The organism is Flavobacterium cutihirudinis, from assembly GCF_003385895.1.
In the GTDB taxonomy this organism is placed as follows: Bacteria; Bacteroidota; Bacteroidia; order Flavobacteriales; family Flavobacteriaceae; genus Flavobacterium; species Flavobacterium cutihirudinis.
The window spans coordinates 44,056-68,677 of sequence record NZ_QRDQ01000013.1 but is presented as its reverse complement, the minus strand read 5'-3'; the positions used below and the strand labels follow the sequence as shown (position 1 = coordinate 68,677).

The 24,622-nt window shown below is 35.1% G+C and carries 12 protein-coding genes; 9 read left to right on the top strand and 3 right to left on the bottom strand.

Translation table 11 applies throughout. The features are described from left to right. Nucleotides 1–215: 215 nt before the first annotated feature. From BD847_RS19805 to BD847_RS19790, 4 genes are all read left to right on the top strand, one after another. On the top strand, nucleotides 216–2,885 hold the full coding sequence (locus BD847_RS19805) for a glycoside hydrolase family 3 C-terminal domain-containing protein (protein ID WP_115889980.1): 2,670 nt from the start codon (nucleotides 216–218) through the stop codon (nucleotides 2,883–2,885). Between the two features lie 557 nt (nucleotides 2,886–3,442). Then, nucleotides 3,443–4,456: a LacI family DNA-binding transcriptional regulator gene (locus tag BD847_RS19800; protein WP_115889979.1), complete on the top strand. Its 1,014-nt coding sequence runs from the start codon at nucleotides 3,443–3,445 to the stop codon at nucleotides 4,454–4,456. Between the two features lie 275 nt (nucleotides 4,457–4,731). Further along, nucleotides 4,732–8,055 (top strand): SusC/RagA family TonB-linked outer membrane protein, encoded by a 3,324-nt coding sequence (locus BD847_RS19795; RefSeq protein ID WP_115889978.1) that lies wholly within the window; start codon nucleotides 4,732–4,734, stop codon nucleotides 8,053–8,055. Nucleotides 8,056–8,084: 29 nt separating this feature from the next. Beyond that, a complete protein-coding gene (locus tag BD847_RS19790; protein ID WP_115889977.1) occupies nucleotides 8,085–9,647 on the top strand; it encodes a SusD/RagB family nutrient-binding outer membrane lipoprotein in 1,563 nt (520 codons plus the stop codon). Nucleotides 9,648–10,016: 369 nt separating this feature from the next. Here the strand turns inward: BD847_RS19790 and BD847_RS19785 are convergent, their stop codons facing one another. The 3 genes from BD847_RS19785 to BD847_RS19775 form a co-directional block, all read right to left on the bottom strand. Then, the gene (locus tag BD847_RS19785; RefSeq protein ID WP_115889976.1) at nucleotides 10,017–10,985 is read right to left on the bottom strand and encodes a M20/M25/M40 family metallo-hydrolase; all 969 of its coding nucleotides are present in this window, start codon (nucleotides 10,983–10,985) and stop codon (nucleotides 10,017–10,019) included. A gap of 55 nt (nucleotides 10,986–11,040) precedes the next feature. Beyond that, nucleotides 11,041–12,372 (bottom strand): alpha-L-fucosidase, encoded by a 1,332-nt coding sequence (locus tag BD847_RS19780; protein ID WP_208641818.1) that lies wholly within the window; start codon nucleotides 12,370–12,372, stop codon nucleotides 11,041–11,043. A 282-nt stretch (nucleotides 12,373–12,654) separates the two neighbouring features. After that, complete coding sequence (locus tag BD847_RS19775) at nucleotides 12,655–14,325, bottom strand: GLPGLI family protein (RefSeq protein WP_115890027.1); 1,671 nt, start codon at nucleotides 14,323–14,325, stop codon at nucleotides 12,655–12,657. A 430-nt stretch (nucleotides 14,326–14,755) separates the two neighbouring features. Here BD847_RS19775 and BD847_RS19770 point away from each other — a divergent pair, with 430 nt between their 5' ends. The 5 genes from BD847_RS19770 (at nucleotide 14,756) to BD847_RS19750 (ending at nucleotide 24,614) form a co-directional block, all read left to right on the top strand. Then, nucleotides 14,756–15,496: a GntR family transcriptional regulator gene (locus tag BD847_RS19770; protein ID WP_115890026.1), complete on the top strand. Its 741-nt coding sequence runs from the start codon at nucleotides 14,756–14,758 to the stop codon at nucleotides 15,494–15,496. Nucleotides 15,497–15,501: 5 nt separating this feature from the next. Next, a complete protein-coding gene (locus tag BD847_RS19765; RefSeq protein ID WP_115889974.1) occupies nucleotides 15,502–18,165 on the top strand; it encodes an ROK family protein in 2,664 nt (887 codons plus the stop codon). Nucleotides 18,166–18,268: 103 nt separating this feature from the next. Beyond that, nucleotides 18,269–19,699 carry a sugar porter family MFS transporter gene (locus tag BD847_RS19760; protein ID WP_115889973.1) on the top strand — a complete coding sequence of 477 codons (1,431 nt, stop codon included), beginning with the start codon at nucleotides 18,269–18,271 and terminating at the stop codon, nucleotides 19,697–19,699. 42 nt (nucleotides 19,700–19,741) lie between these two features. Continuing rightward, the gene (locus tag BD847_RS19755; RefSeq protein ID WP_115889972.1) at nucleotides 19,742–21,256 is read left to right on the top strand and encodes a sulfatase family protein; all 1,515 of its coding nucleotides are present in this window, start codon (nucleotides 19,742–19,744) and stop codon (nucleotides 21,254–21,256) included. A 13-nt stretch (nucleotides 21,257–21,269) separates the two neighbouring features. Next, nucleotides 21,270–24,614 carry a glycoside hydrolase family 38 N-terminal domain-containing protein gene (locus tag BD847_RS19750; protein WP_115889971.1) on the top strand — a complete coding sequence of 1,115 codons (3,345 nt, stop codon included), beginning with the start codon at nucleotides 21,270–21,272 and terminating at the stop codon, nucleotides 24,612–24,614. The last annotated feature ends 8 nt before the right edge of the window (nucleotides 24,615–24,622 follow it).

Sequence of the window (24,622 nt, the reverse complement as noted above, 5' to 3'; positions counted from 1 at the left end):
TAACACATAGAAACATAGATTTTTGGTGCTGAAAAAAGGCGTTTCACTTGTTTAAAATAAACATAGTTGGCTATGTGTTAGAAACTAGTTTCTTTTAGTCAACTTCATTTATATATAAAGTCTATGTTTCTATGTGTTTAAAAAAAGATCAAGTATCCTCAACAGGTTAAAATCAATAAAAATATATGCCTTATCGCTATTTCAATACTATTATTATGAACAAAAAAATACTTTTACTAGGCTTATTTCTGGGATTTCAGACACTATATTCTCAGAATGCGCCAAAATATAAAAATGCAAAATTACCTGTTGAAGAACGCGTTCAGGATTTATTGTCCAGAATGACGACGGAAGAGAAATTTTGGCAAATGTTCATGATTCCAGGTGATTTGTCTGATGGAGAAGCCAATTATAAAAATGGAATATTTGGTTTTCAGGTCAGTGCAAAAGGAAGTACCGACGCCAGCAATCAAATTTTAGATTATAGTGCCGCCAGTAATGCAAAAGAAACAGTGAAACTGGTTAATAAAATTCAGAAATATTTTGTGGAGAAAACACGTCTAGGAATTCCGATTATCGCTTTTGATGAAGCGTTGCACGGATTAGTAAGAGATGGCGCAACTGCTTTTCCGCAATCTATTTCATTGGCTGCAACCTTTGATACCGGATTGATGAAAAGGGTTTCGACAGCGATTGCAATGGAATCAAAAAGTCGCGGAATTCGTCAGATTCTTTCGCCAGTGGTTAATCTTGCCTCAGATGTTCGCTGGGGAAGAGTGGAAGAAACATATGGAGAAGATCCTTTTCTTTCTTCAAAAATGGGTGTAGCATATGTTTCCTCGTTTGAAGAAAGAGGCGTAATCACAACTCCTAAACATTTTCTTGCCAACAGCGGCGACGGTGGTCGTGATAGTTACCCAATTGATTACAATGAACGCTATCTGGAAGAATATCAGTTTCCGCCTTTCCGTGCGTGTTTTACCGAAGGAGGAAGCCGAAGTGTGATGACTTCGTACAATACTATAAATGGAAGCCCTTGTACGGCAAACGACTGGTTGTTGAACAAAAAATTAAAAGGAGAAATGAATTTTAAAGGGTTCATTATTTCTGATGCAAATGCTGTAGGTGGCGGAAATGTACTGCATTATACCGCAAAAGATTATCCTGAATCGGGAGCAAATGCCATCAACAATGGTTTGGATGTGATTTTTCAAACGGCATACGATCATTACAAATTATTTCAGCCGCCTTTCCTTGACGGAAGAATCGACATGAAAAATATTGACGAAGCTGTGGCGAGAGTTCTACGATTGAAATTTGAATTGGGATTGTTTGAGAATCCATATGCGGATGAAAAAGAGACCAACAAATGGAACGGAAATCCTGCTCACAAATTATTGTCGAGAGAAGCTGCCGAAAAAGGAATGGTTTTGCTTAAAAACGAGAATAATGTTTTACCACTTAAAAAATCAATAAAATCAATTGCCTTAATTGGAAATGATATTACTGAAGCACGTTTGGGAGGTTACAGTGGTCCGGGCAACGGAAAAGTAAGTATGCTTGACGGAATAAAAGCAAAGTTAGGAACAGCAACTCAGATAAACCTTGCGAAAGGAGTTGGCAGAAGAAATACGGAATATGTTTCGGTTCCTTTGACTCAGTTGTTTAGTGTTGAAAAAGGTAAAACCGTAAATGGTTTGTCTGGTGAGTACTTTAATAATGTACAACTAAGCGGAAGTCCGGTTTTAACACGATTAGATCAGTTAATTAATTTTGACTGGACACTTTATTCTCCGGATCAGGAAAAAATCAATTACGATTTTTATTCAGTTAAATGGAGCGGAAAAATAAAATCTCCGGAAACGGGAACTTATAAAATTGGTTTTGAAGGAAACGATGGTTATCGCTTGTACTTAAATGGAAAACTAATTATTGACAATTGGAAAAGCCAAACGTATTCAACAAAACTTGTTGATTTTAAATTTGAAAAAGACAAAGAATACGATATCAGAATTGAGTTTTTTGAATCACAAGGTTATGCGAAATTTAAATTAGTCTGGAATGTTGGCGTAAATAATGACTGGCAAAATAAAATTGATGAAGCTGTAGCGGCTGCCAAAAAATCGGATGTGGCGGTAATTGCTGCGGGAATCGAAGAAGGTGAATTCAATGACAGAGCTTATTTAGGTTTACTTGGACATCAGGAAGAATTAATAAATGCTGTAGCAGCAACCGGAAAACCAGTTGTAGTTGTTTTGGTAGGAGGAAGCGCTATTACAATGGACAAGTGGATTAATAATGTACCATCAATTTTAGACGTTTGGTATCCGGGCGAAGATGGCGGTCATGCTGTTGCAAATATTTTGTTTGGAGATAAAAATCCTGCAGGACGTTTGCCAATAACATTTCCTGTTTTTGAAGGACAATTGCCATTGGTCTACAATCATAAACCGACAGGACGTTCTGATGATTATACCAATTTAAATGGTGCGCCTTTATTTCCTTTTGGTTTCGGATTGAGTTATTCAACATTTGAATACAGCAATTTGCGATTTGACAAAAAACAAATCGGAAAAGCAGAAACAACGAAAGTGTATTGCACAATAAAAAATACAAGTACTGTTGATGGAGATGAGGTTGTTCAGTTGTATGTGCGTGATGTTTTGGCTTCTGTTGCTCAACCGATAAAACAGTTAAAAGGTTTTCAGAGAATTTCGCTTAAAGCGGGAGAATCAAAAGAAATCTCATTTGATATCAATAAAGAAACACTTAAAATGTTGAATGGCGAAATGAACTGGGTTGTTGAACCAGGCAATTTCAGAATTATGATTGGAGCTTCATCAAGAGATATTCGACTAAGAGATATACTTACTGTTTCAGAGTAGAAAAAGCAGTTCAAAAATTGAAAAAGATCTCTGAATTGAATTAAAAAGTAAGTTGAATTTGTGAAATTTTAGCCTTGAGCTAAAATCAAATGCAAAAAAAAGCTTACAACTTTAAAAAAAGAGAAATAACGAAGCGTAATTGTTTTTAAAATAGTTTGATCTAGATGATAAAAATTGAATAAAAAGAATTTCGGTTATTTTATGTTAAAAAAAATACTGTAAAAGTGAAATGGAATTGTTATATGAAAATTACTTAACATATATTTATGTTAAATATGTCGCATTTTTTCTGATTTTATGATGGCATTTTTTGCAGTATTAATTTTTATTGAATTTGGCTGCTGTTTTGAGTTTTTGTGGGAAAAATAACATCCTTTTTATGATAATTAATGTTTTATTTTCAGGAGGTTAGCGATAAAATTTGAAATTAGGTTTTTTAAATGTTAAAATATTTAAATGAATATAAAAAAAATACTAAAACGTTTTTGTAAATCGTTTTATTAAATATATATTTGTTTTAATATATTAACTAAGGTTTAAGATAAACTTAACGTTTCATGAAAAAAAACATCACCATTAAAGATATCGCCAAAGCAGCAAATGTATCGGTAACTACTGTTTCGTTTGTTCTGAATAACAAAGGCGAGAAGATGGGGATAAGCAAAGAAGTGATTAAGAAGGTCTTTAAGGTTAGTGAAGAAATGAAATTTAAACTCAATATGATCGCCAGTAGTTTAAGAACTGGAAAAACACGATCGATTGGGCTTATTGTAGAAGATATATCAAATCACTTTTTTTCTGATTTAGCAAAAGTGATTGAGCGTGAGGCGATAAATTCTAATTATAGAGTGTTTTATTGTAGTACCGGAGGAAGCGATGAACGTGCAGTGGAGTTGGTAGATAGTTTGTTGCAGGCAAATGTTGATGGTTTTATCATAACGCCTACAGAAAACATGAAAAGTACGATAGACAGATTATTAGAACTTCAATGTCCGGTGGTATTAGTCGATCGTTATTTTGAAGGACAAGATGTAAGTCATGTAGTACTGGATAATTTTGAAGGAGCTGAAAAAGCGACAAATTTTCTGTTAGAAAAAGGATTCAAAAAAATCGCATTCGTTACCAATTACTCACAGCTGATTCAGATGAATCTGAGGAAACAAGGTTATACGCATGCATTGACAGAAGCTGGTTTGTATGATGAGTCACGAATTCTGGATATTGAATATCATATAACAGAAGACAAAAGAATAGAAAAGATCTCTGAATTTTTGAGCAAGAATACCGATATCGACGCGATACTCTTTGGAGCAAATTATTTGCTACTTGCAGGATTACAGTCTTTAAGGCGGCTAGGTTTGAAAATTCCTGTAGACAAAGCGGTGATCAGTTTTGATGATCATGACAGTTTCAGGTTACATTCTCCTTCTATTACTGTTTTATCGCAGCCAATTGAAGAAATGGGAAAAAAAACAGTAAAGCTCCTAATGAGTCAAATGACAGACGGAAGTGATTATAAGATAATAAAAGAAAAGAAAAAAGGAAGTTTAACTATAAGAGAGTCAGTATAGGAATTGTTTCCTTTTTTTAAAAAACAATTGCTAAAACGTTATAGTTGGCGGAAAAGATAACTCAGAAAACTTAAACAAATTATTAAACAAAAAAAACGCTTATGATATAAAAGAAAAAATAGAGATGTAATAAACAAGAAACTTAACTATTACCAGATCCAGGTTAGGAAAAGGTAATATAGAAATCAAAGGTTTTAGTATTCAATATTTTTTTTAAAAAAAATCAGAACCTTTTATTTAGAAAAATTTAAAACCAAACCAAACTAATATTAATTATGAGAAAACTGTTTTACAAGTCACTGTTAGTTTTTCTAATGGTAATGTGCTATCAAGGAGTGAATGCTCAAAACACCACGATCTCCGGGGTAATTACAGATAATGAAAATCTCCCGATTCCTTCTGTTATCGTTAGGGAAAAAGGGACTAAACAAGAAACAATTACTGATGAGAATGGAGCATTCAAAATTTCAGCAAGAGAAGGAGCTACACTTATTATTAGCTCTGTAGGATTTAAAACGGCTGAAGTAAAAGCTGTAGATGGAATGACATTTAAATTAGCAAGTGGTACTAACGAATTAGATGGTGTTACGGTTACCGCTTTAGGGCAATCTAAAAAGAACAAATCGATCGGTTATGCTACGAGTGTAATTAAAGCAGATGCGATTGTTAAAACAGCGTCTCCTACAATTGCTAATGGATTGTACGGTAAAGCACCAGGTGTACGTATTACTGCTACTCCAGGAGGAGCAGGAGCAATTAATATCCAGATTCGTGGAATTAACTCTATTACAGGTAGAAACCAGCCGCTTATTGTTATGGATGGTGTGCCTATTCGTAATGGTGAGGTTTCTAACAGTGATTATTGGAATCAGCCACGTATTAAAAACAACGGTTTAGCAGATATCAACCCTGAAGATGTTGAAAATATTTCTATCTTAAAAGGAGCTTCTGCAGCTGCATTATATGGTTCTGAGGCTGTAAATGGTGTTGTATTGATTACAACTAAAACTGGAAAAGGAAAAAAAGGACTAGGTGTTGATTTTAGCACTAGTTATTCAGGAAATCAAATTGCTTATTTGCCAAGATTTCAGTACGAAAGAGGTCCGGGTTATTCTAATGGTACTTTTAATCCAAACTGGGCTGGACCAGACGGTTTTGTGCAATATGACACAAATGGCGATGGAGTTAATGATATGAGAGGAGTTGCGAACAGTTCTGTAAACTTTGGTCCTAGGTTTGACGGGCAACCAATTATGTCATGGGATGGTGTAGTACGTCCGTACTCTGCACAAAAAGATGGCTACAAAAATATGTTCCAAAACGCATGGGATGCAACTACAAACTTTGCCCTTACAAACAGTACAGAAAACAGCAATATTCGTTTCTCTTATACTCATATCGAATCTGAAGGTTTGAGTATGAATAATAACAATAAAAAGAATAACTTCAACTTAAATGCATCATTCAAGACAGGTAAGTTGAAAACAGATGTTATTGTTAGTTATTTGAATCAAAATGTGCGTAATCGTTCAGTAGCTTTAGACCGTTTAGTAAATAACTTTACAGGTATGCTTAGCCCTTTTGATAATGGCGATTGGTACAAAGCAAAATACAAAACAAGTTTAGGTTATAAATATGTTACAGGAGTAAATGGACAAAGTTTAACTCCGGATGAAAATATTATTCGTAACGGTTTTAAAGCTGATATTGGTGATTTCTTTTGGAATACAAATGCAAATCAACAAGAGGAGATTACAAATCGTGTTATAGCAAGTCTTACTGAAACGCTTTCAATTACAAAAGATTTGTCTATCCGTGGACGTGTTTCGACTGATTTAACAGCAATAAACACAGAAACAAAGAATCCATTAGAAAAACCCTTAATTTACGGTTTTGGAACTGGGTCTTATCAAATGGAAGGTCAGGACTATAATGTTCTTTATGGCGAATTAATTGGGACATACAACAAAAAAATAAATGACGATTTTACTGTAGGTGCAATGTTTGGTTATTCTGGAACGCAGGAAACATCTAAATATTTGTCTCGTTCTACTAATGGTGGTTTAAGTGTAGAAGGATGGTATGATGTAAATTCTTCTGTTGGATTAGCTAATAGTGGCTCTAAACAATTTACAATACTTAAAGATGCACTTTTTGGAACTGTAAGTGGAAGTTATAAAAACTTTTTGTTCCTTGAAGGTACATTAAGAAGAGACCGTACTTCAACGATGAACCCAAATAATAATGCTTTTACGTATCCTTCTGTAAACTCTAGTTTCGTTTTATCAGATGCTGTTAAATTACCAGATTTCTTTAATTACGCAAAAATGCGTGGTTCTTGGGGTATCGTGGGGGCTTATCCAGAACCATTTATTGCTAACGTAGCATTCGATCAGGTTTCTTTAGGATCACAAGGAACAGCAAGTCCTGTATTGACTACGACTTCGCAAGCTACATATGGAAATGAAGGTATTAAACCTGAAATGAAGCATGAAATAGAACTTGGTTTTGAAACTAAATTCTTAGACAGAAGATTAGGATTGGATTTCTCTTTCTATACAGCAAAAATTAAGGATCAACTTATTCAATTGTCTATACCACCTTCTTCAGGGGCTACTTCTATTTTGACGAATGTTGGTGAATTGAGTAATAAAGGATTCGAGGTTGCTTTGACAGGGACACCTGTTAGAACAGATAGTTTCTCTTGGGATGTGACTTTGAACTGGTCTAAAAACATTAACAAAGTGATTTCATTATCAGATGGTTCTAACGAGATTTTGCATGCTGACTATGATGGATCTGCTGCTCAATTAAAATCAGTAGTAGGACAAGAGATGGGAGGTATTTATGCACACCCTGTTAAAACAGATGCGAACGGTAATAAAGTGGTTGGTGCTGATGGATTTTATCAGCTTGATGGTGATAAATGGGAAAAATACGGATCAGCAATGGCTAAAGGTGTTGGAGGTTTGATCAACTCTTTGAGTTATAAAAACTTTACATTAGATATTGGTATTGATTACTCTTATGGTGGTTCTTTGATGCCAACAGGTATGAACTGGATGACGTCTAGAGGTTTAACTGAAGAATCTTTGAAATACAGTACAAACGAGCGTGGTGGTTTAACCTATTATATGGATAATGGAAAAGGAGTTCAGGTTCCAAACAGTGCAACTTCAGGACCAGCTGGTCAGCCATTATACCGCGATGGTATGTTAATGGATGGTGTAAATGTTGATGGAACTCCAAATACAAACGTAGTTTCTCAGGCAGGTTATTATGTTTTGACTTACAACTGGGGAGGTCCTCAATATGATAGTATTTCTCGTTATGAGTTGTACATTCAAAAGAACGACTATGTTAAATTAAGAGAGTTATCACTTATGTACAATGTACCTTCTTCTTTTGCTAGTAAAATTGGAGCGACTAAGTTAAGTCTTTCTTTCTTCGGACGTAACTTGTTTTATTTCTACAGAACGATTAAAGATATGGATTCTGAGGCAACAACTTCAGGAACTAAATGGTATCAAAACGTGAACAATTCAGGAATCACTCCGTCTACAAGAAGTTATGGGGTAGTATTGAGAGCATCTTTCTAATAGGATAAATTATAATTAAAATAGACAACATGAAAAAATTATTATATATATCATTAGCTTCTATTGCAATTTCTTTGAGCTCATGTTCGAAAGATGATTTTGCAGAAGCATATAGAGATCCGTCAAAGGTAACAACTACAACAGTACCTAAACAATTTGCCGGATTTATGAAAGTTAACTATGAGGATGTAATTCCATCATATTGGAATTATTTTACTGTAATAAGAACAACTTCATTGACTTATACTCAAGGACACGGATTTACTAATACGTCTAACCGTTATGTTCCGGGAGCAGCAGTAACTAACAGATGGGATAGATATTATAGATTTATTACCCAATATAGAGAGTTAGAAAAAGTAATGGGTTCTTTAACACCTGCAGAGCAGGCTGAATACAGAATTTTTGCTATTACATCAACTATCTACTTATATGATCATACTGCAAAAATGATTGATAACTTTGGTGATATCCCTTTCTCTGAAGCAGGAAAAATTAGTTCAACTGGAGGTGCTTATGCACTTGCATTGGCTAAGTATGATAATCAGACAGAGCTTTACACATTGATGTTAGATAATTTGAAAGCTTTTTCTACAGAATTGAATACTATTACTTTGACTGACAAAACAAATTTAGAGTTCAAAAATCAGGATTTGATCAACAAAGGTAGTCTTGTAGCTTGGAAGAATTATTGTAACTCTTTGCGTTTGAAGTTGTTAAATAGGGTTTCTGCTGTTCCGACTTTTTCGGGAAGAGCAAATACAGAAATCGCTGAAATTATTGCTGAAGGAAAAATTGTGGATGAAAGTTCAGAAGATATTGCTTTCAGAGTATATACTCAGGATACAGATTTAGATACTTCAGGTTTCTGGGATGCTTTGGAAGGTTGGAATAATAACCTTGCTCCAAAACCTATGATTGATCACATGAATGCCAACAGTGATCCTCGTCAGGCATGGTTGTTTGAAAAAGGTGCAAACGCAACAGCTTACGTAGGAGTAGATCCATTAGCGACTTCTACAGTTCAAGATAAAGAAATAGCTGATGGTGAAATTGCTATTTATAATAGATCAGTTATCAGTAAAAACGACTGGTTGCCAGGTACTTTGATAAATTCTGCTGAAGTAAACTTGATTCTTGCAGAATATTATTCAAGAACTGGGAATGCTGCTACTGCAAAAACACATTTTGAAAAAGCAATCAGACAATCAATTCAATATTACGTGAGATTAGGTGATAAGGCGGACGATGTTACATGGAAGCCAACTAGCGAACCTACAACTGCTGAAATTGATGCTTATATTGCTAATGTTAATTTTGCAGGTGCTACAACTCCAGCTGCTCAATTACAATTGATCGCTTTTCAAAAGTATATTCATTATAACATTATGCAGGCTGACGAATCTTGGTCTGAGCAAAGAAGGTTGAAACTTCCAGTGCTTAATTTCGCGCAAGATGAAACAAGCCCTCAAAAAACACCTCCAACGCGTTGGACATACCCAAGCTCTGAAAGTGTTTATAATACAAATAACTATAATACAGTTAAAGACAAAGATAATTTAAGTACCAAAATTTTCTGGGACGTAAAATAATTTTCATTTTTAATGTTTAGTTAGTAATTGGTAAACCCCAGATTCAGGACAACCTGGATCTGGGGTTTTTTGTTTGAGAAAAATGTAATTTCAACAATGTGCTAAACTGTTGTTTAAAACTCAGAAACTAATATTAATCGAGTGAGAAAGACTCGTTACTTTTAAAGACTTTATTTTTTTCTACTGTTACACTTTTGAAACAATTTGCTAAAGTTTTTTTAGGAAGCCCGCTAAGAGATTTAATAAATAATCCGATTTAGCTACCGTTTTAGGAATAGTTAAGGCATAAAAAACGTCGAATTTGCATTTGAATAATCGCAAATTCGACGTTTTTATTTAAAGAGAAATTTTTATTGCTTTTGGCTAAATTTAATTCTGCTTTATAAAAGTCAGCGGTTGCTCATAATTAGCAATAGAAACTAAAGCATTATAAATATATTTAGCAACCAAGGCGCCACCCTCGCTATTAATCAAAACAGTATCATCTTCCGGTGTATGATATTGCGGATGTCCTCCAGTATGTAATCCTATAGCAGAAATTTCGTTTTTGTAAAAAGTAACATGATCAGAGCCTCCAACATCTCCGGCAAATACAACAGGATTTAATCCGCTGCTTTCACCTAATTTTTTCATCAGTTCAACGCCGTCAGGAAATGTGCCGGCACCGCCCATATAAAGTTCTTTTTTATCATTTAATCTTCCCACCATATCCATGTTGATCATCACTTTTACGGCGTTTTTATCCACAGGTAAATGATTGACAAAATATTTCGAACCTAATAAACCTTCTTCTTCAGCGCTAAAAGAAATAAAAATTATACTTCTTTTTGGAGCAACTTTAGTATGGTGAAACTCTTCCAAAATAGACAAAAGAGCCGAAACTCCCGAGGCATTATCATCAGCTCCATTATGAATAGCGAGCGTGTCTTTTTTCTTGCTTCCTGAACCTTTTCCGCCCCAACCCCAATGGTCATAATGAGCGCCAATAACAATGAATTCTTTTTTTAGATTTTCATCAGAACCTTCCAGATAACCTACAACATTTTGCGTCGAAACACTATCCGATTTCATTTTGTTAATATCCGGTTTTATGAAAATTTTGAAAGGCTGATAATAGTTGTTATTGAATTTTTTAAGTCCAAATTTTTTGAAATATTTTTTGATGTAAGCAGCTGCTTCATTGTTGCCTTTTGTTCCGGCCAAACGACCTTCTAACTTATCTGAAGCTAAATAGGTATCGTGTTTCAGGAATGTTTCGGCTGAAATTGTACTTTGTGCGCTTCCTTTTTCAGTTGCAATAAGAGCAACGAATGAGAAGAAAATAACTTTTTTAAACATTTTAAATAAATTTATTGAATAAATGAAAAGCCATAAAAATATGGCTTTTCAAAAATTATTGTATTTGCATTTCTATTATGGTGTCGATTTCGTCGATTTTTATCCCATTCAAATAAACAAAAGTTCCTTCTGGCTGTTGTTTGAATTTGACTTCTTTTTTGCTGTCCATCAAATAACATTTTTTGATTTTTTGCTTCATTTCAGGAATAAAAATATAGTCGGTTTGTGCTGGAGTTTTAATTATGTGTGCAAATAAAGTTTTGTCTTTTGCTGTAAATACACCCCAATCTTGTGGTTTTATTACGTTTCCTCTAGTTCCGTAAATACTGTTTCCGTTTTTATCCATCCAGGTTCCCATTTCTTTTAGGGTTTGAACAAATTCAGGTTGAATTGTTCCGTCTGCCATTGGACCAACATTCAATAAGAAATTAGCATTTAGACTTGCTGCATTTATCAAATAATGTAATAAATCTTTTGTCGATTTGTATTTTCGGTCATTGATATCGAATCCCCAGGAATTATTCATTGTTTCACAAGTTTCCAAAGGCAATTGAGAAACAGACTGTCCTCCAAATCCTGTGGTATTTCCGCCTGGCAAATCTTTTTCAAAAGCTTGAAAATCTTCTCCCTGAATTGGTAATAAATGATGATTATTCGAAATCAGACAGTCTGGCTGAAGCGAATGAATCAAAGTGTAAATTTCATCATAATGCCAGTTTACTTTTGAAGTTAATGTTTTATCAGTATCATTGTCCAATTGATCCCAATGACCGTCAAACCAAATTCCGCTGATTTTTCCATAATTGGTAAGCAATTCAGTCAATTGTCCTTTCATGAAACGAACGTAGCTGTTCCAGTCACTTTTTTGAGTTCTTCCGGTTCCTTTTCCTGTTTTTCCCGTTTCGTACTGATAGTCTGTTCTTGTCCAGTCTAAAAGTGAATAATAGCAGAATAATTTGATGCCTTCTTTATGACATTCGTCAGCCAATTCTTTTAGCAAATCTCTTTTGAAATGTGTATTTGTAATTTTCCAATCCGATAATTTGGTGTCAAAATTACTAAAGCCATCATGGTGACGCGTAGTAAAAGTAATGTACTTCATGCCGGCTGCTTTTGCGATTCCAACCCATTTTTTTGCGTCAAAATCCTGCGGATTAAAAACATTAATTAATCTTCCGTATTCTGTTACTTTGATGTTTTCGTTGTTCATGATCCATTCGCCATTACCAAGAACACTGTACGGTCCAAAGTGAATGAACATTCCGAATTTATCATCCTGAAATTCTTTACGACTTTTTAGATTTCCTTCAGTTGGAGTGTAGGTTTGAGCAATTATTGTCGTTAAGCTCATGGTGAAAAACAAAAGACAAAATGTGATTTTTTTCATTTTTTTTGATGTTTGATGGTTTGATAGTTAGTTTTTAATAGTGAAAAAATAAAATTAATTTGTTGAGTAAAATTTTTAGCACATAAAAACATAGTTCATGACTATTTTAAAAAGGCGTTTCTTTTTGTCTCCTTTTTTTGATATAAAATCGATGTTTCTATGTGTTTGTTTTTTTGTGAATTACATATAATCAACAAGTTAATTTTAGTTTTTTCAGAAATTTAAATATAGAAAGACTTCTGCTGAATCAATAAGTCGATTTTATCTAAATTTAATTATCAATTACCTTTCTCCAATCAAAAATCCCGAAACATTCCATGCGCTGCTGCTCGTTCCTTCCGGTTTCCCCATCGGGATAGAAACGCGAATAGTATGTTTTCCCGGGGAAAGATTTCCTAAATCAATTAAATTTGGATTAGTTGTCGTTCCCGGACACCAGTTAGAACGGCTCAAATCAGATGATGATAAACCATTGCCAAAGTTACCCGAAGCCGGATTACTCAAACGGTAAGAACCGCAATCAGTGCGCCATGGCGTAAATCCGAAAACTTCTTTTCCGTCAATATAAATGGTGTTTTTTTTCTGCAAAAATTCATCGCCATTTTCCCAGCCGCCGTGACCGGTTGTGGTATAACTTAGTTTGAAGTTTTTGTAACCTTCAGGAACTTCAAAAGATAGTTCAATTCCTTTCTCATTATCGAACATAGTGCCGTATTCCTGTCCGGCCATTTCCATCACATTCAGCGTGTTGAAAAGAGGCAGAATATAATCTGCTTTTGTATTGTTGTCTTCACCTTCGTGAATGCTTATGTTTAAACTTGCTTTATGTCCGCCAGCGTCATAATTTCCAATAAACATTCCGATATAAATTTCCTGATTACTCAATTTTGGTTGCAACAACGAAATATCCTGACGATAAAAAACGCTATCCTGCCAAACCTTATTTTTTAATTGCAGATAGTTGAAATGCTTTACACCAAAAGGAGTAAAAAAGCGCATCAATTCCAATAAAGGAGTATAGTCGTTTGTTGCTGCTACGCCCTGATATTTTTTGCCATTTCCATTTTCGTACACAGGTAATGTATTTGCACCATTTTTTAATCCGTCAAGAAAAGAAGTTTTTTTATCCATCGGAATCATAAATACCGATCCCGTTCTGTCATAGGCATCACCATTCGATTGTTGTGTAACATCAGCAAAAATGGCGCTTCCTTTTTTAATTTCCGGAAATTTTACTTTTCGGACAATAACTGTTCCGCTGGCAAATCTTAAGATGCTGTCGTTTGATTTTGCATCAGATATAAAGTGAATTTCTTCTTTGTTGAAAACAGGAATATTGATAAAACGGCTTTTCCACAATAAATCTTTATATGTTAATTGGTCAACAGTTTGTACAGCCGGAATTTTTAGAACGTAAGGAACGGTTTTTAAAATTTCGATTTTTGATGCCGTAACAACGCTGTTTCCGTTACGAATCGTTTCCAGCACTAAACCTAAATCTTGTCCTAAAGCTGCAGGTCCGCCTTTTAATCCTAAATCATTGGTGTACCAGATTTCGATTTTATTTGAGTTTACCGAAGTCGTGGCTTTTTTGCAGACATAATTCAGGATTTTTTTAGTCTCATTGCTAAACTCAAATTTTTGTTTTCCTAATGCTTCAGTGTCATTAGTAAGTATCGATTTGTTTTTAAGCTGTGCCCATTGCGAAATGGTTTTGGTGTTGAAATCAATAAAAGTTTGTTCGTACGGAAGTTCCGCTTTTTGCTGTAAAATTTTATCGGTTGTTGTCAGACTCAAATCTTTAGAAGCGTACAAAAGTAGCGGATCCGGATTTTCGACAAGTTTTCCGTTGTAACTTCTTTGGTAAGTAACTTTAATGGCTTTGGGATTTTTCTGGCCGAAAGATTGCGTGATTAAGCAAAAAGCAAGAAAGGCAAATAAAATTTTTTTCATGTTTGATTTGGTTTTGCTGTCACTCCAAAAATAGAATAACATAAAGTATTAAGTTAAAAGAATATATGATTTTGAATCAGTAGCTAAATCGATTTAATAAAAAACAATCGAGAAAGGGTAGAAACAATCAGAAAGTGTTTTTCATTAGTTATTTTAAAAATTTAAAAATGAGATTTATACTGGAGTTTCAGTATGATTTTGTAAAAAGCTAATATAGAAAATTTTCAGCTGTTATAGGAACATACGATTGTCTTTTTAATGTTAAAAATCAAATTTTAGATTTCATCTGCTGATAATCAGTGCTTTTTTCTATAACGTTTTAGTACTAAATAATTTTAGTAAAAATGTTTAGTAATCAGTATTTTATATTTTTTTGAAAATTGTTTTGTTCATTAATAAAAAAAACTACATTTGTCATATGTATGAACATATGAACAAAATACCGTTATTGGATCACGACAGTAAAATACCGTTGCATAAACAGGTAGAGGATTTGTTGCGTGAACTAATTAAACATCCCGATTTTAAAAGTGGGGAATTGTTTCCAAAGGAAGTTGATTTGGCAAAACGTTGGGGAATTTCCCGTAATACACTTCGTCAGGCAATTGCTGTTTTGGTAAATGAAAAATTACTGGTTCGAAAAAAAGGATCTGGAACTCGTGTTTCTCAAAATCGAATTACGACAAACCTGAATAACTGGATGAGTTTTACGCACGAAATGGAGGATATGGGTTTAGAGTTTAAAAACCTGTATCTGAATGTCGAAATTGTTCAGGCCAATGCCAAAATAGCCAAACATTTGCAAATAAATGAAGGTGATGATGTGCTTCTTTTACAGCGTACAAGAAGTATTGATGACAGTCCGATGGTGTATTTCGAATCGTATTTTCATCCGAGAATTGGTCTTTCAATTGATGAAAATTTCGAAGCGCCTTTATATGAAATTCTTGGAAACAAATACAATGTTGTTCCGGTTTACTCTCAGGAAGAACTTAAAGCTATTGCAGCCAGCAAACGAATTGCAGGAACTTTAAAAATCGAAAAAAATCAACCGGTTTTAGAAAGAAAAAGGGTAGTTCTGGATACTGCAAGAAGGCCAATCGAATACAATATTTGTTATTACCGAAACGACTGGTTTACCTATACAATTGAAATAAAACGCACGATTTAAAGAAGATGAAAATAGGAATTGATGTGGGCGGAAGTCACGTCACAGTGAGCGTTATTGAAAATAATGCAGTAAATGAAATACCGAAAAGGCTTCTTAGAAAGGAAATTAATTCAGAAGAAAAAGCAACAGCTATTATTGCGGCAATTGGAAGTTGTATCAATGAAATAGTGAACGAAAATGAAAGTGTTGAAGCAGTAGGAATTGCTTTTCCCGGCCCTTTCAATTATGATAAAGGTGTGAGTGAAATTGTGGGAGTTGGAGGGAAATTTGAAACCACTTTTGGAGTTCATTTGCAGCAGTCACTTCAGGATTTTACAAATCTGAAAAACGTGCCTTTTGTTTTTGCCAATGATGCCGATTGTTTTGCTGAAGGCGCATATTTCCGTCACAAATTAAAAAGTAAAAGAGCAGTTTTCCTGACTTTAGGAACTGGATTTGGTTCTGCTTTTATGGTAGACGGAAATGTTGTCAAACAGCATCTTGATATTCCGGAAACGGGCGCTTTTTACAATCAGCCTTTTCAGGGAAACCTTGCAGATGATTGTTTCTCTGTGCGATGGCTTTTGGCAGAATATAAGCATCTTTCTGGCGAAAAGGCTACTTCGGTTAAAGAAATTGCAAATTTAAATACTGAAGTTTCCAAAACTGTTTTTTACAATTTTGGTGCAAATATGGGCGAATTTCTTTTTCCCTGGTTGGAGAAATTTGGTTGTGAAGAATTGGTAATTGGCGGAAATATTTCTAAAGCAAAAGCTTTGTTTATGCCGGCTTTGGAAGAGAGATTAAAAGAATTAAAAAGAAATGTAAAAGTTATTTTCTGCGATGATGCCGAGCTCAGCATTCTTAGAGGAGCGGCAATTATTGCGGAAAAGAAAAATAAAATACAAATGGAAAAAGAGATTCATTCGAAAAGAAAAACTACACAGCCATTATTGCCTGTACAAGCAGTTGTAAAAGAGAATGGCGAATACAATGTGTTCCCGTCGTTTTCTGTTGCATCAGAAGTTTTTGTTGGGTTTGATGCTTTAGCGGATCAAATTGCAGGTCATAAAACTGTTGTTATTGATGGATTTGGAGGTGTTCTTTGGGAAAATTTCAGACAGTATCTGAATTCAGCTTTGCTGGAAAAAAACAAAAATGTGCTTTGGTACGATATTGATTCTTGTCTGAAATCTTCTGACGAAATCAACAAAATGATTGAGCCTAATTTAAACGGAGATGATCCGGTTTTCGGAAAGAAATATTTAGGCGAGCTTTCAGATTTTTTCGATGCTAAAAAATTAAAAATGCTTCAGCCTGACACTGACGCAGATATTTGTATTGTCTATGGAACAGGAGCTTCTTTAGCAAACTGGCAAGGACATTTGGTTTATGTGGATGTTCCTAAAAACGAAATCCAGTATCGTATGAGAGCGGGTTCAACCAAAAACTTGGGTTCTGCAGAAACTTTGCCTTATTCGCAAATTTACAAAAGAATGTATTTTATCGAATGGCCAATTTTGAATCTTCATAAAGAACGTTTGTTGCCAAAATTGGATGTGATTATAGACGAACAACGTATTGACGAAATTACCTGGATGAAGGGTTCGGATTTTAGAACTGCATTAGATTTAATGCTCGAAAGTCCGCTTCGTGCACGTCCTTGGTTTGAAGCCGGAGTTTGGGGCGGCGACTGGATGAAAAATCATATTCAGGATCTGAATCAGGATGAAGTAAATTATGCATGGTCTTTTGAATTGATAAGCCCTGAAAACGGAATTGTATTTGAAGGAAATAACCATTTATTGGAAGTTTCTTTTGACTTTCTGCTATTTCACAATAATAAAAAAGTGCTAGGTAAAGCTGCAAATCGTTTTGGAAATTATTTCCCGATTCGTTTTGATTATCTGGACACTTTCGACGGAGGAAATCTTTCGGTGCAATGTCATCCGCGACCTGATTATATCATGGAAAATTTTGGAGAACCTTTTACACAGGATGAAACCTATTATATTCTGGATTGTGAAGATGATGCAGAAGTATATCTTGGTTTCCAGGATGACATTAATCCCGATGAATTCAAAAATGCATTAATTGAATCTCAGGAAAAAGCAGAGGAAATTGACATTGTAAAATATGTTCAGAAATTCAAAGCAAACAAACACGATTTGTTTTTGATTCCAAACGGGACTATTCATGCTTCGGGCAAGAACAATATGGTTTTAGAAATTAGCAGTACGCCCTATATTTTCACTTTTAAAATGTACGATTGGGTACGCCCGGGATTAGATGGAAAACCGCGTCCGATAAACGTAGAACACGGATTTAAAAACGTTTATTTTGACAGAAAAGGCGAAAGAGTTGAAAAAGAGTTTATTTCGAAACCAAGCGTAAATAAAGAATTCAGCAACGGAAGAAAAATAAATTTGCCTACTCACGAAGAACATTTTTATGCCGTTGATCGCTATGAATTTACAGGCGAAATCGAAATTGAAACGCTTGGTCAATGTCATATTTGTATGTTGGTAGAAGGCGATATAGCTGAAGTTAGCGCAGGACAAAATTCTCAAAAATTCAAATACGCAGAAACTTTTGTAATTCCGGCAAATGTTCCGAAATACAAAATCAATCATATCGGCAGCAAAAAAGCTTTTGTAGTCGTTTCGTATGTAAAAGATAACTGGTGTTAAAACTATAGGGCAGCAAACTAAATGAACCACCATTTTGCCCTTTAGTTTTAGAACTAAAAGAATAAAGATTTACTATAACTACTATCTAAGACTCAAAAATATTATGAAAACCAAGGGAACAAATTATTTTATATCGCTCATAACGCTAATAGCAGCATTAGGAGGCTTTTTATTCGGTTTCGATATGGCCGTTGTCAGCGGTATTATTGAACCATTAAAATTGCAATATGGGTTATCATCGGCACAAGAAGGATTATTTGTTTCTTGCGCTTTACTAGGTTGTATTGTGGGTGTCGCTTTTTCAGGTTATTTAAGTGACAAAATTGGACGAAAAAAAGTATTGTTCGTCTCCGCTATTTTGTTTTTAATCAGCGCTGTAGGTTTTGCATTTTCAGAAGATTATTCGATACTCATCTTATTCCGTGTTCTTGCCGGAATGGGAGTGGGCGTAGCCTCGAATGTTTCACCGCTTTATATTTCAGAAGTAGCGCCTTCGCACAAACGCGGACAGTTGGTTGTGTTTTATCAACTTGCTATAACTATTGGAGTTTTGGCAGCTTATATTAGTAATTTTTTCCTTCAAAAATATGCAGTATCACATTCCGCAACAGGCCAAGGTTTGCTTCACTGGTTGTTTGTTGAAAATGTTTGGCGCGGAATGTTTATTGTTGGGGTAATTCCCGCAGCGGCATTTTGTTTGTTGTTGCTAATCGTTCCGGAAAGCCCGCGTTGGTTGGTGCAATTCGGACGCGATGAAGAGGCTTATGGAATATTAAATAAAATTAATGGAAGCGAAAAAGCGCAATCAGAATTGCATTCTATTAAAGAAATGGCAAGTCAACAATCAGGTGGCATACAAGAATTGCTTCGTTTGCCTTTACGAAAACTGCTGATTTTGGCGATGGTGCTTACGGCTTTGTCACAATTTAGCGGAATAAATGGTGTTATTTTTTACGGCCCGACAATTTTGAAATCGGCTGGAATTGTGACCAGTGATGCTTTGTTTTATCAGGTCATTTTAGGATCTGCTAATGTACTTTTTACCTTTATCGCAATTTCAAAAGTAGATACCTGGGGACGAAGACCGTTGTATATAATCGGTTCGTTATGTGCAGCTTTCGCATTGGCTTTAACCGGTTTCTGTTTCCTTATGAACATAACAGGTTGGTTAATGTTGTTTTGCATTATCTTATTTCTTTTGTTTTTTGCCTTCTCTCTTGGGCCATTAAAATTTGTTATTTCAACTGAAATTTTTCCAACACACATACGAGGAACTGCTTTATCTATCTGTATTATGACGATGTGGGTTTCAGACTGGCTGGTGAATTTGCTTTTTCCTATAATGAGAGATGGATTAGGAATCGCTGTCACATTTTTTATCTTCTCCTTTTTCTGTATTCTTTCTTTTGCCTACGCAAAAAAGAAATTATTTGAAACCAAAGGAAAAAGCCTTGAAGAAATTGAAAGATCTTGGAATTTAGATCTTGCGGCAGCAACAGAAAAAGAAACACTCAAAGAAACTGAAAAAGTATAAATCAGGAATGTTTTTATACGCTCATTTTATATTCTCAATAATATGAAAAAGATTTTCTTCCTGTCCGTAGCTTTCGTTTTTAACCTTGCGGTTTGGGCGCAGCAAAAGCCTAATATTATTATAATTTACGCAGATGACTTGGGTTATGGTGATTTAAGTTGCTACGGAATGTCCAAAATAAGTACTCCCAATATTGATAAATTGGCAAAGCAAGGATTGCAGTTTTCAAATGCACATTCTACTTCTGCTACATGTACGCCCTCACGATATGGATTACTCACAGGTAAATATCCGTGGAAACAAAAAGGAACCGGAATTGCTCCGGGCGATGCCTCATTGATTATCCCAACAAATAAAGCAACTCTTCCTTCAATGTTGCAAAAGGTGGGTTATACGACTGCAGTAATAGGAAAATGGCATTTAGGATTAGGAACCAATAGCATTGATTGGAATACTGAAATAAAGCCTGGTCCAAAAGAAGTCGGCTTCGATTATTCGTTTATTATGCCAGCAACTTTAGATAGAGTTCCGTGTGTGTATGTAGAAAACGGAAGGGTTGTAAATCTTGATCCAAAAGATCCAATTACAGTTAGTTATAAAGAAAAAGTAGGCAATGATCCAACGGGTCACGAAAATCCGGAGCAGTTGCGAATGAAACCTTATCCAAATCAAGGACATAATGAAACAATTGTAGACAGCATTAGCCGAATTGGATATATGAGCGGAGGTCATAGTGCTTATTGGAAAGATGCTGATATCGCTGGTGATATTACCAAAAAGGCCATCAGTTTTATATCAAAAAACACTTCAAATCCATTTTTCTTGTACTTCGCAACAGGCGATATTCATGTACCACGTTATCCGCACAGTAAATTTCGAGGTAAAAGCGGAATGGGCCTTAGAGGCGATGCCATTTTACAACTCGATTGGACAGTAGGCGAAATAGTAAAAGCATTAGATAGTCTAAAGCTTTCCAAAAATACACTAATAGTTTTTAGCAGTGATAACGGGCCAGTGGTGAATGACGGTTATATGGATAAAGCGGTTGAAATGTTAGGAAATCATAAACCGGCAGGATCATTTCGAGGAGGAAAATACAGTGCTTTTGAAGCAGGAACCAGAGTTCCATTTATTGTAAAATGGCCTGCAAATATTCAGCCGAATAAAAAGACATCCGTATTGTTGAGTCATGTCGATCTGTTTTCATCTTTTGCACAACTAACCGGACAATCATTGCAAAATGATGATGCTCCGGACAGTTTCAATATGTTACCGCAACTAACAGGTAAATCTAAAAAAGATCGCGAATATTTGATAGAGCAAGGCGGGCCATTATCTATTATTCAGGGAAAATGGAAATACATTGAACCATCAAAAGGACCGCGTATCGATCATGACGTAAATGTCGAATTAGGAAATGATCTGCAACCGCAATTATACGATTTGAGTAAAGATACAGGAGAGAAAATCAACCTTGCATCGCAAAATCCTGATGTTGTAGCAAATCTGTCAGCGTTGCTTAAATCCAGTAAAGAATTGGAAATCACAAGACCATAATTGATTAAAATATATGTACTTAAAAAAACAAAATATCAGCAAGTTATTCTTTTACTTTTCGATGCTTCTTATAACACAATCACTTTTTGCTCAAAAAGAAGTTCCTTTTTTTGGAAAAATAAATTGGATTAATGGTTTCGAAAAAGAAATTACAGGAGAAAATATCACGTATAATTCGGCTTTTCAGGATTATGCGACAACGGCGCTTTTAACCAGAACGACAGACGGAAATAAAGTTATTGAGTGGGAAACGGCTTCTGTGCCTAAAGTGGTAAAAGGCGATTATGTTTATTTCAGTTGGGTTGCAGGACATTCTACTGGCACAAGCAGCGGAGACAGAAATTTTGATTTATATGTGGATGATCAAAAGCTTTTGACTTTTACTACGGTTCCAAAAAATCAAAAACCGAATTGGATTTTCAAGGCTGAAGACGGATCGGCATTAGCTTTTCAGCAAATAAAATTAGATGGCGCAAATGATTCGCAAGGATATGCTTTTTTGCGTCTTCCTGCATCAAAGGTAAAATCGGGACAAAAACTTCGAATTGAAATTGTAGGTCAGAAACAAAATAGCAACGACTGGTTTATGACTTTTAAATTTGGATTTGAAGAAAATGTAAAAGTAACGCCAATGCCTTTTCTTTTAAAAAACGGAACACAGCCGATTGCGCTTACCGTTTTGCATTTTGGTAAAGATGTTACCGTAAATGTCAAAATTAATGATAAAGAAAACTTTACTTACACAGCCAAAGACGGAATAAATAGTTTTGATATTCCGGTTGCTGCGGTTCAAAAAGAAGAGAAAATAAAAGTCGAAGCGTCTATTGCAGGGAAGAAATATGTTGACGATTATTTTATTATAAAACCAGTTGTTTACAGAGAATTTCATTTGTTGCATCATTCGCATACTGATATTGGTTATTCGCATTTACAGCCTGAAGTTGTAAAAATTCACAATAAGAATATTGATGATGCACTCGAAATGATTGAGAAAACGAAGTCATATCCGCAAGAAGCAAAATTCAAATGGAATGTCGAATCGATCTGGGCAGTCGAAAATTATCTTAAAGAAGCTTCAGACGTTCAAAAAAAGAAATTTGTAGCCGCTGTAAAAAATGGCGATATTTTACTTTCGGCATTATATGTAAATATGTTAACGGGTTTGAGCCAGGCAGAAGAAATGTTTCATTACACAGATTACGCAGCCAAACTTCGCAAAGAATTCGGTTTCAATATCAATAGCGCCATGATTTCGGATGTTCCGGGATTTGCGTGGTCTACAGTTACTGCACTTTCAAAAGGTGGTGTAAAATATTTTTCGATTGGTTCTAATTTTATGGGAATAGATCATCCGTACAGAGGCGACAGAGCGGGGCATTTCTTGAAAAATTGGGGAGATAAACCGGTTTGGTGGACATCACCTTCAGGACAGGAAAAAGTATTGTTTTGGGCTGGAGCTAAAGGATATTCGTCGTGGCACGGAATGCAGCCGGGAAATATCTATGAAAGAGGAGCCAAGAAAATTGCCGATTATTTAAACGAATTGGCAGAAAACAATTATCCATACGATATGGTGCAATGGCGTTTTAATATTGTGGCAGACAATGCGCCAATTGAACCAAACGCTCCTGATTTTATAAAAAAATGGAATGAAAAATATGCTTCGCCAAAATTGATTCTCAATACAGCAGATAAAATGTTTGAAGCTTTTGAGAAAAAATACGGCTCTGTAATTCCGACTGTAAAAGGCGATTTGACTCCTTATTGGGAAGATGGAGCGGTTTCGACAGCTGCAGAAGAAGGAAAAAACAGAGAAAACAGTTTGCGTCTTCAGCAATTGACAACGCTTTACACCATGTTGAATCCGAAGAAATACGATCAGCAAAATTTTTATGATGCCTGGAGAAATATTATCATGTTTCATGAACATACTTGGGGAGCGCATAATAGTATAAGCGATCCAGATGCTTCGTTTGTAACGGAACAATGGAGAATTAAAAAACAGTTTATGCTTGATGCTGACCAAGAGATTAATGCTTTAGAGAAAAATTTATTTGGAAGTTGGAAGACTTCAAAATCGAATAAAATTGCGGTTTTCAATACTTCTTCATGGGCAAGAACAGGATTGGTTATTGTAGATGCAGAGGTGAATGGAAAATCGGTAAAAGATGCAAAAGGAAAAGTATATCCGCTACAGAAATTAAGCAACGGAAAATATGCTTTCATTGCTACGGAAGTACCTGCTTTTGGTGCTGCTGTTTATGAAATTAAAACAAAAGATGCTCCAAAAACTGCAAACTCATTTACTTTTTCGGATAATTCCTTATCAAATGGTAAAATTGAATTTAGCTGGGATAAAAGCAACGGAAGTATAACAAAACTGAATGCTGTTTCAGATTTCAATTATGCCGGAGATTTCAAAAAGCAAGGTTTAAATAGTTATTGGTATGTGCCGGGACTTAATCCGGAAGAAGCACAAACGAATGCAAATGTTGAGGTTAAAATTATAGAAAACGGTTCAGTGGTAACGGCAATTTCAATTGGTTCGAATGCTCCGGGAGCAAATAAATTAGAAAGAATTATTTCGCTTTATAGCGGAGGAAATACAGTTTTGATTCAAAATATTCTGGACAAGAAAGCAGTTCGAAATAAAGAAGCTGTTCATTTCGGATTCCCTTTCAACTCTCAATTTAAACAAACAACGCTTGATGCTGGATATGGAACGATAACGTTTTTAAAAGACCAATTACCTGGGTCAAACATGGATTTCTTGTACGGAAGAAGATGGGTAAATGTGTCCGATGGAAATAAAGGAATGCAGTGGATGCTGCTTGAAGCTCCTTTAGTTGAACCAAATAGTCTGGTTGACGAAAGAAAAGAGGTTGTGCCGAATCATAAGGAATGGAAAAAAACAGAACAACCTACTTCGACATGGTTTTCTTATGTGATGAACAATTATTGGCATACGAATTATAAAGCGGATCAGGAAGGAATCGTGAATTTTAAATACGCGCTTCGTCCTTATGCATCAACAAACAGCATTGATATCGAAAAAGAATCTCAGGAGTTTACGCAGCCATTAATCGGAATGATGATAAATGACGATGTAAAATTACCGTCAGGACTTTTCGAATTAAGCAATTCAAAAGTTGTAGTGACCAGTTTAACACCAACAGAAGGCGGCTCAATTTTGATGCGTCTGTTCAATCCGGAGCAATCAGAACAGCAAGTGAAATTTTTATGGAAATCTTTACAGCCAAAATCAATTATTGATAAAACAACGGGCGTTGAAAAAGCAAATTCAGCTGAAATAAAAATGGCAGCAATTGGTGTTTCAGAATATCTATTGAAATTCTAAAGAAAAAA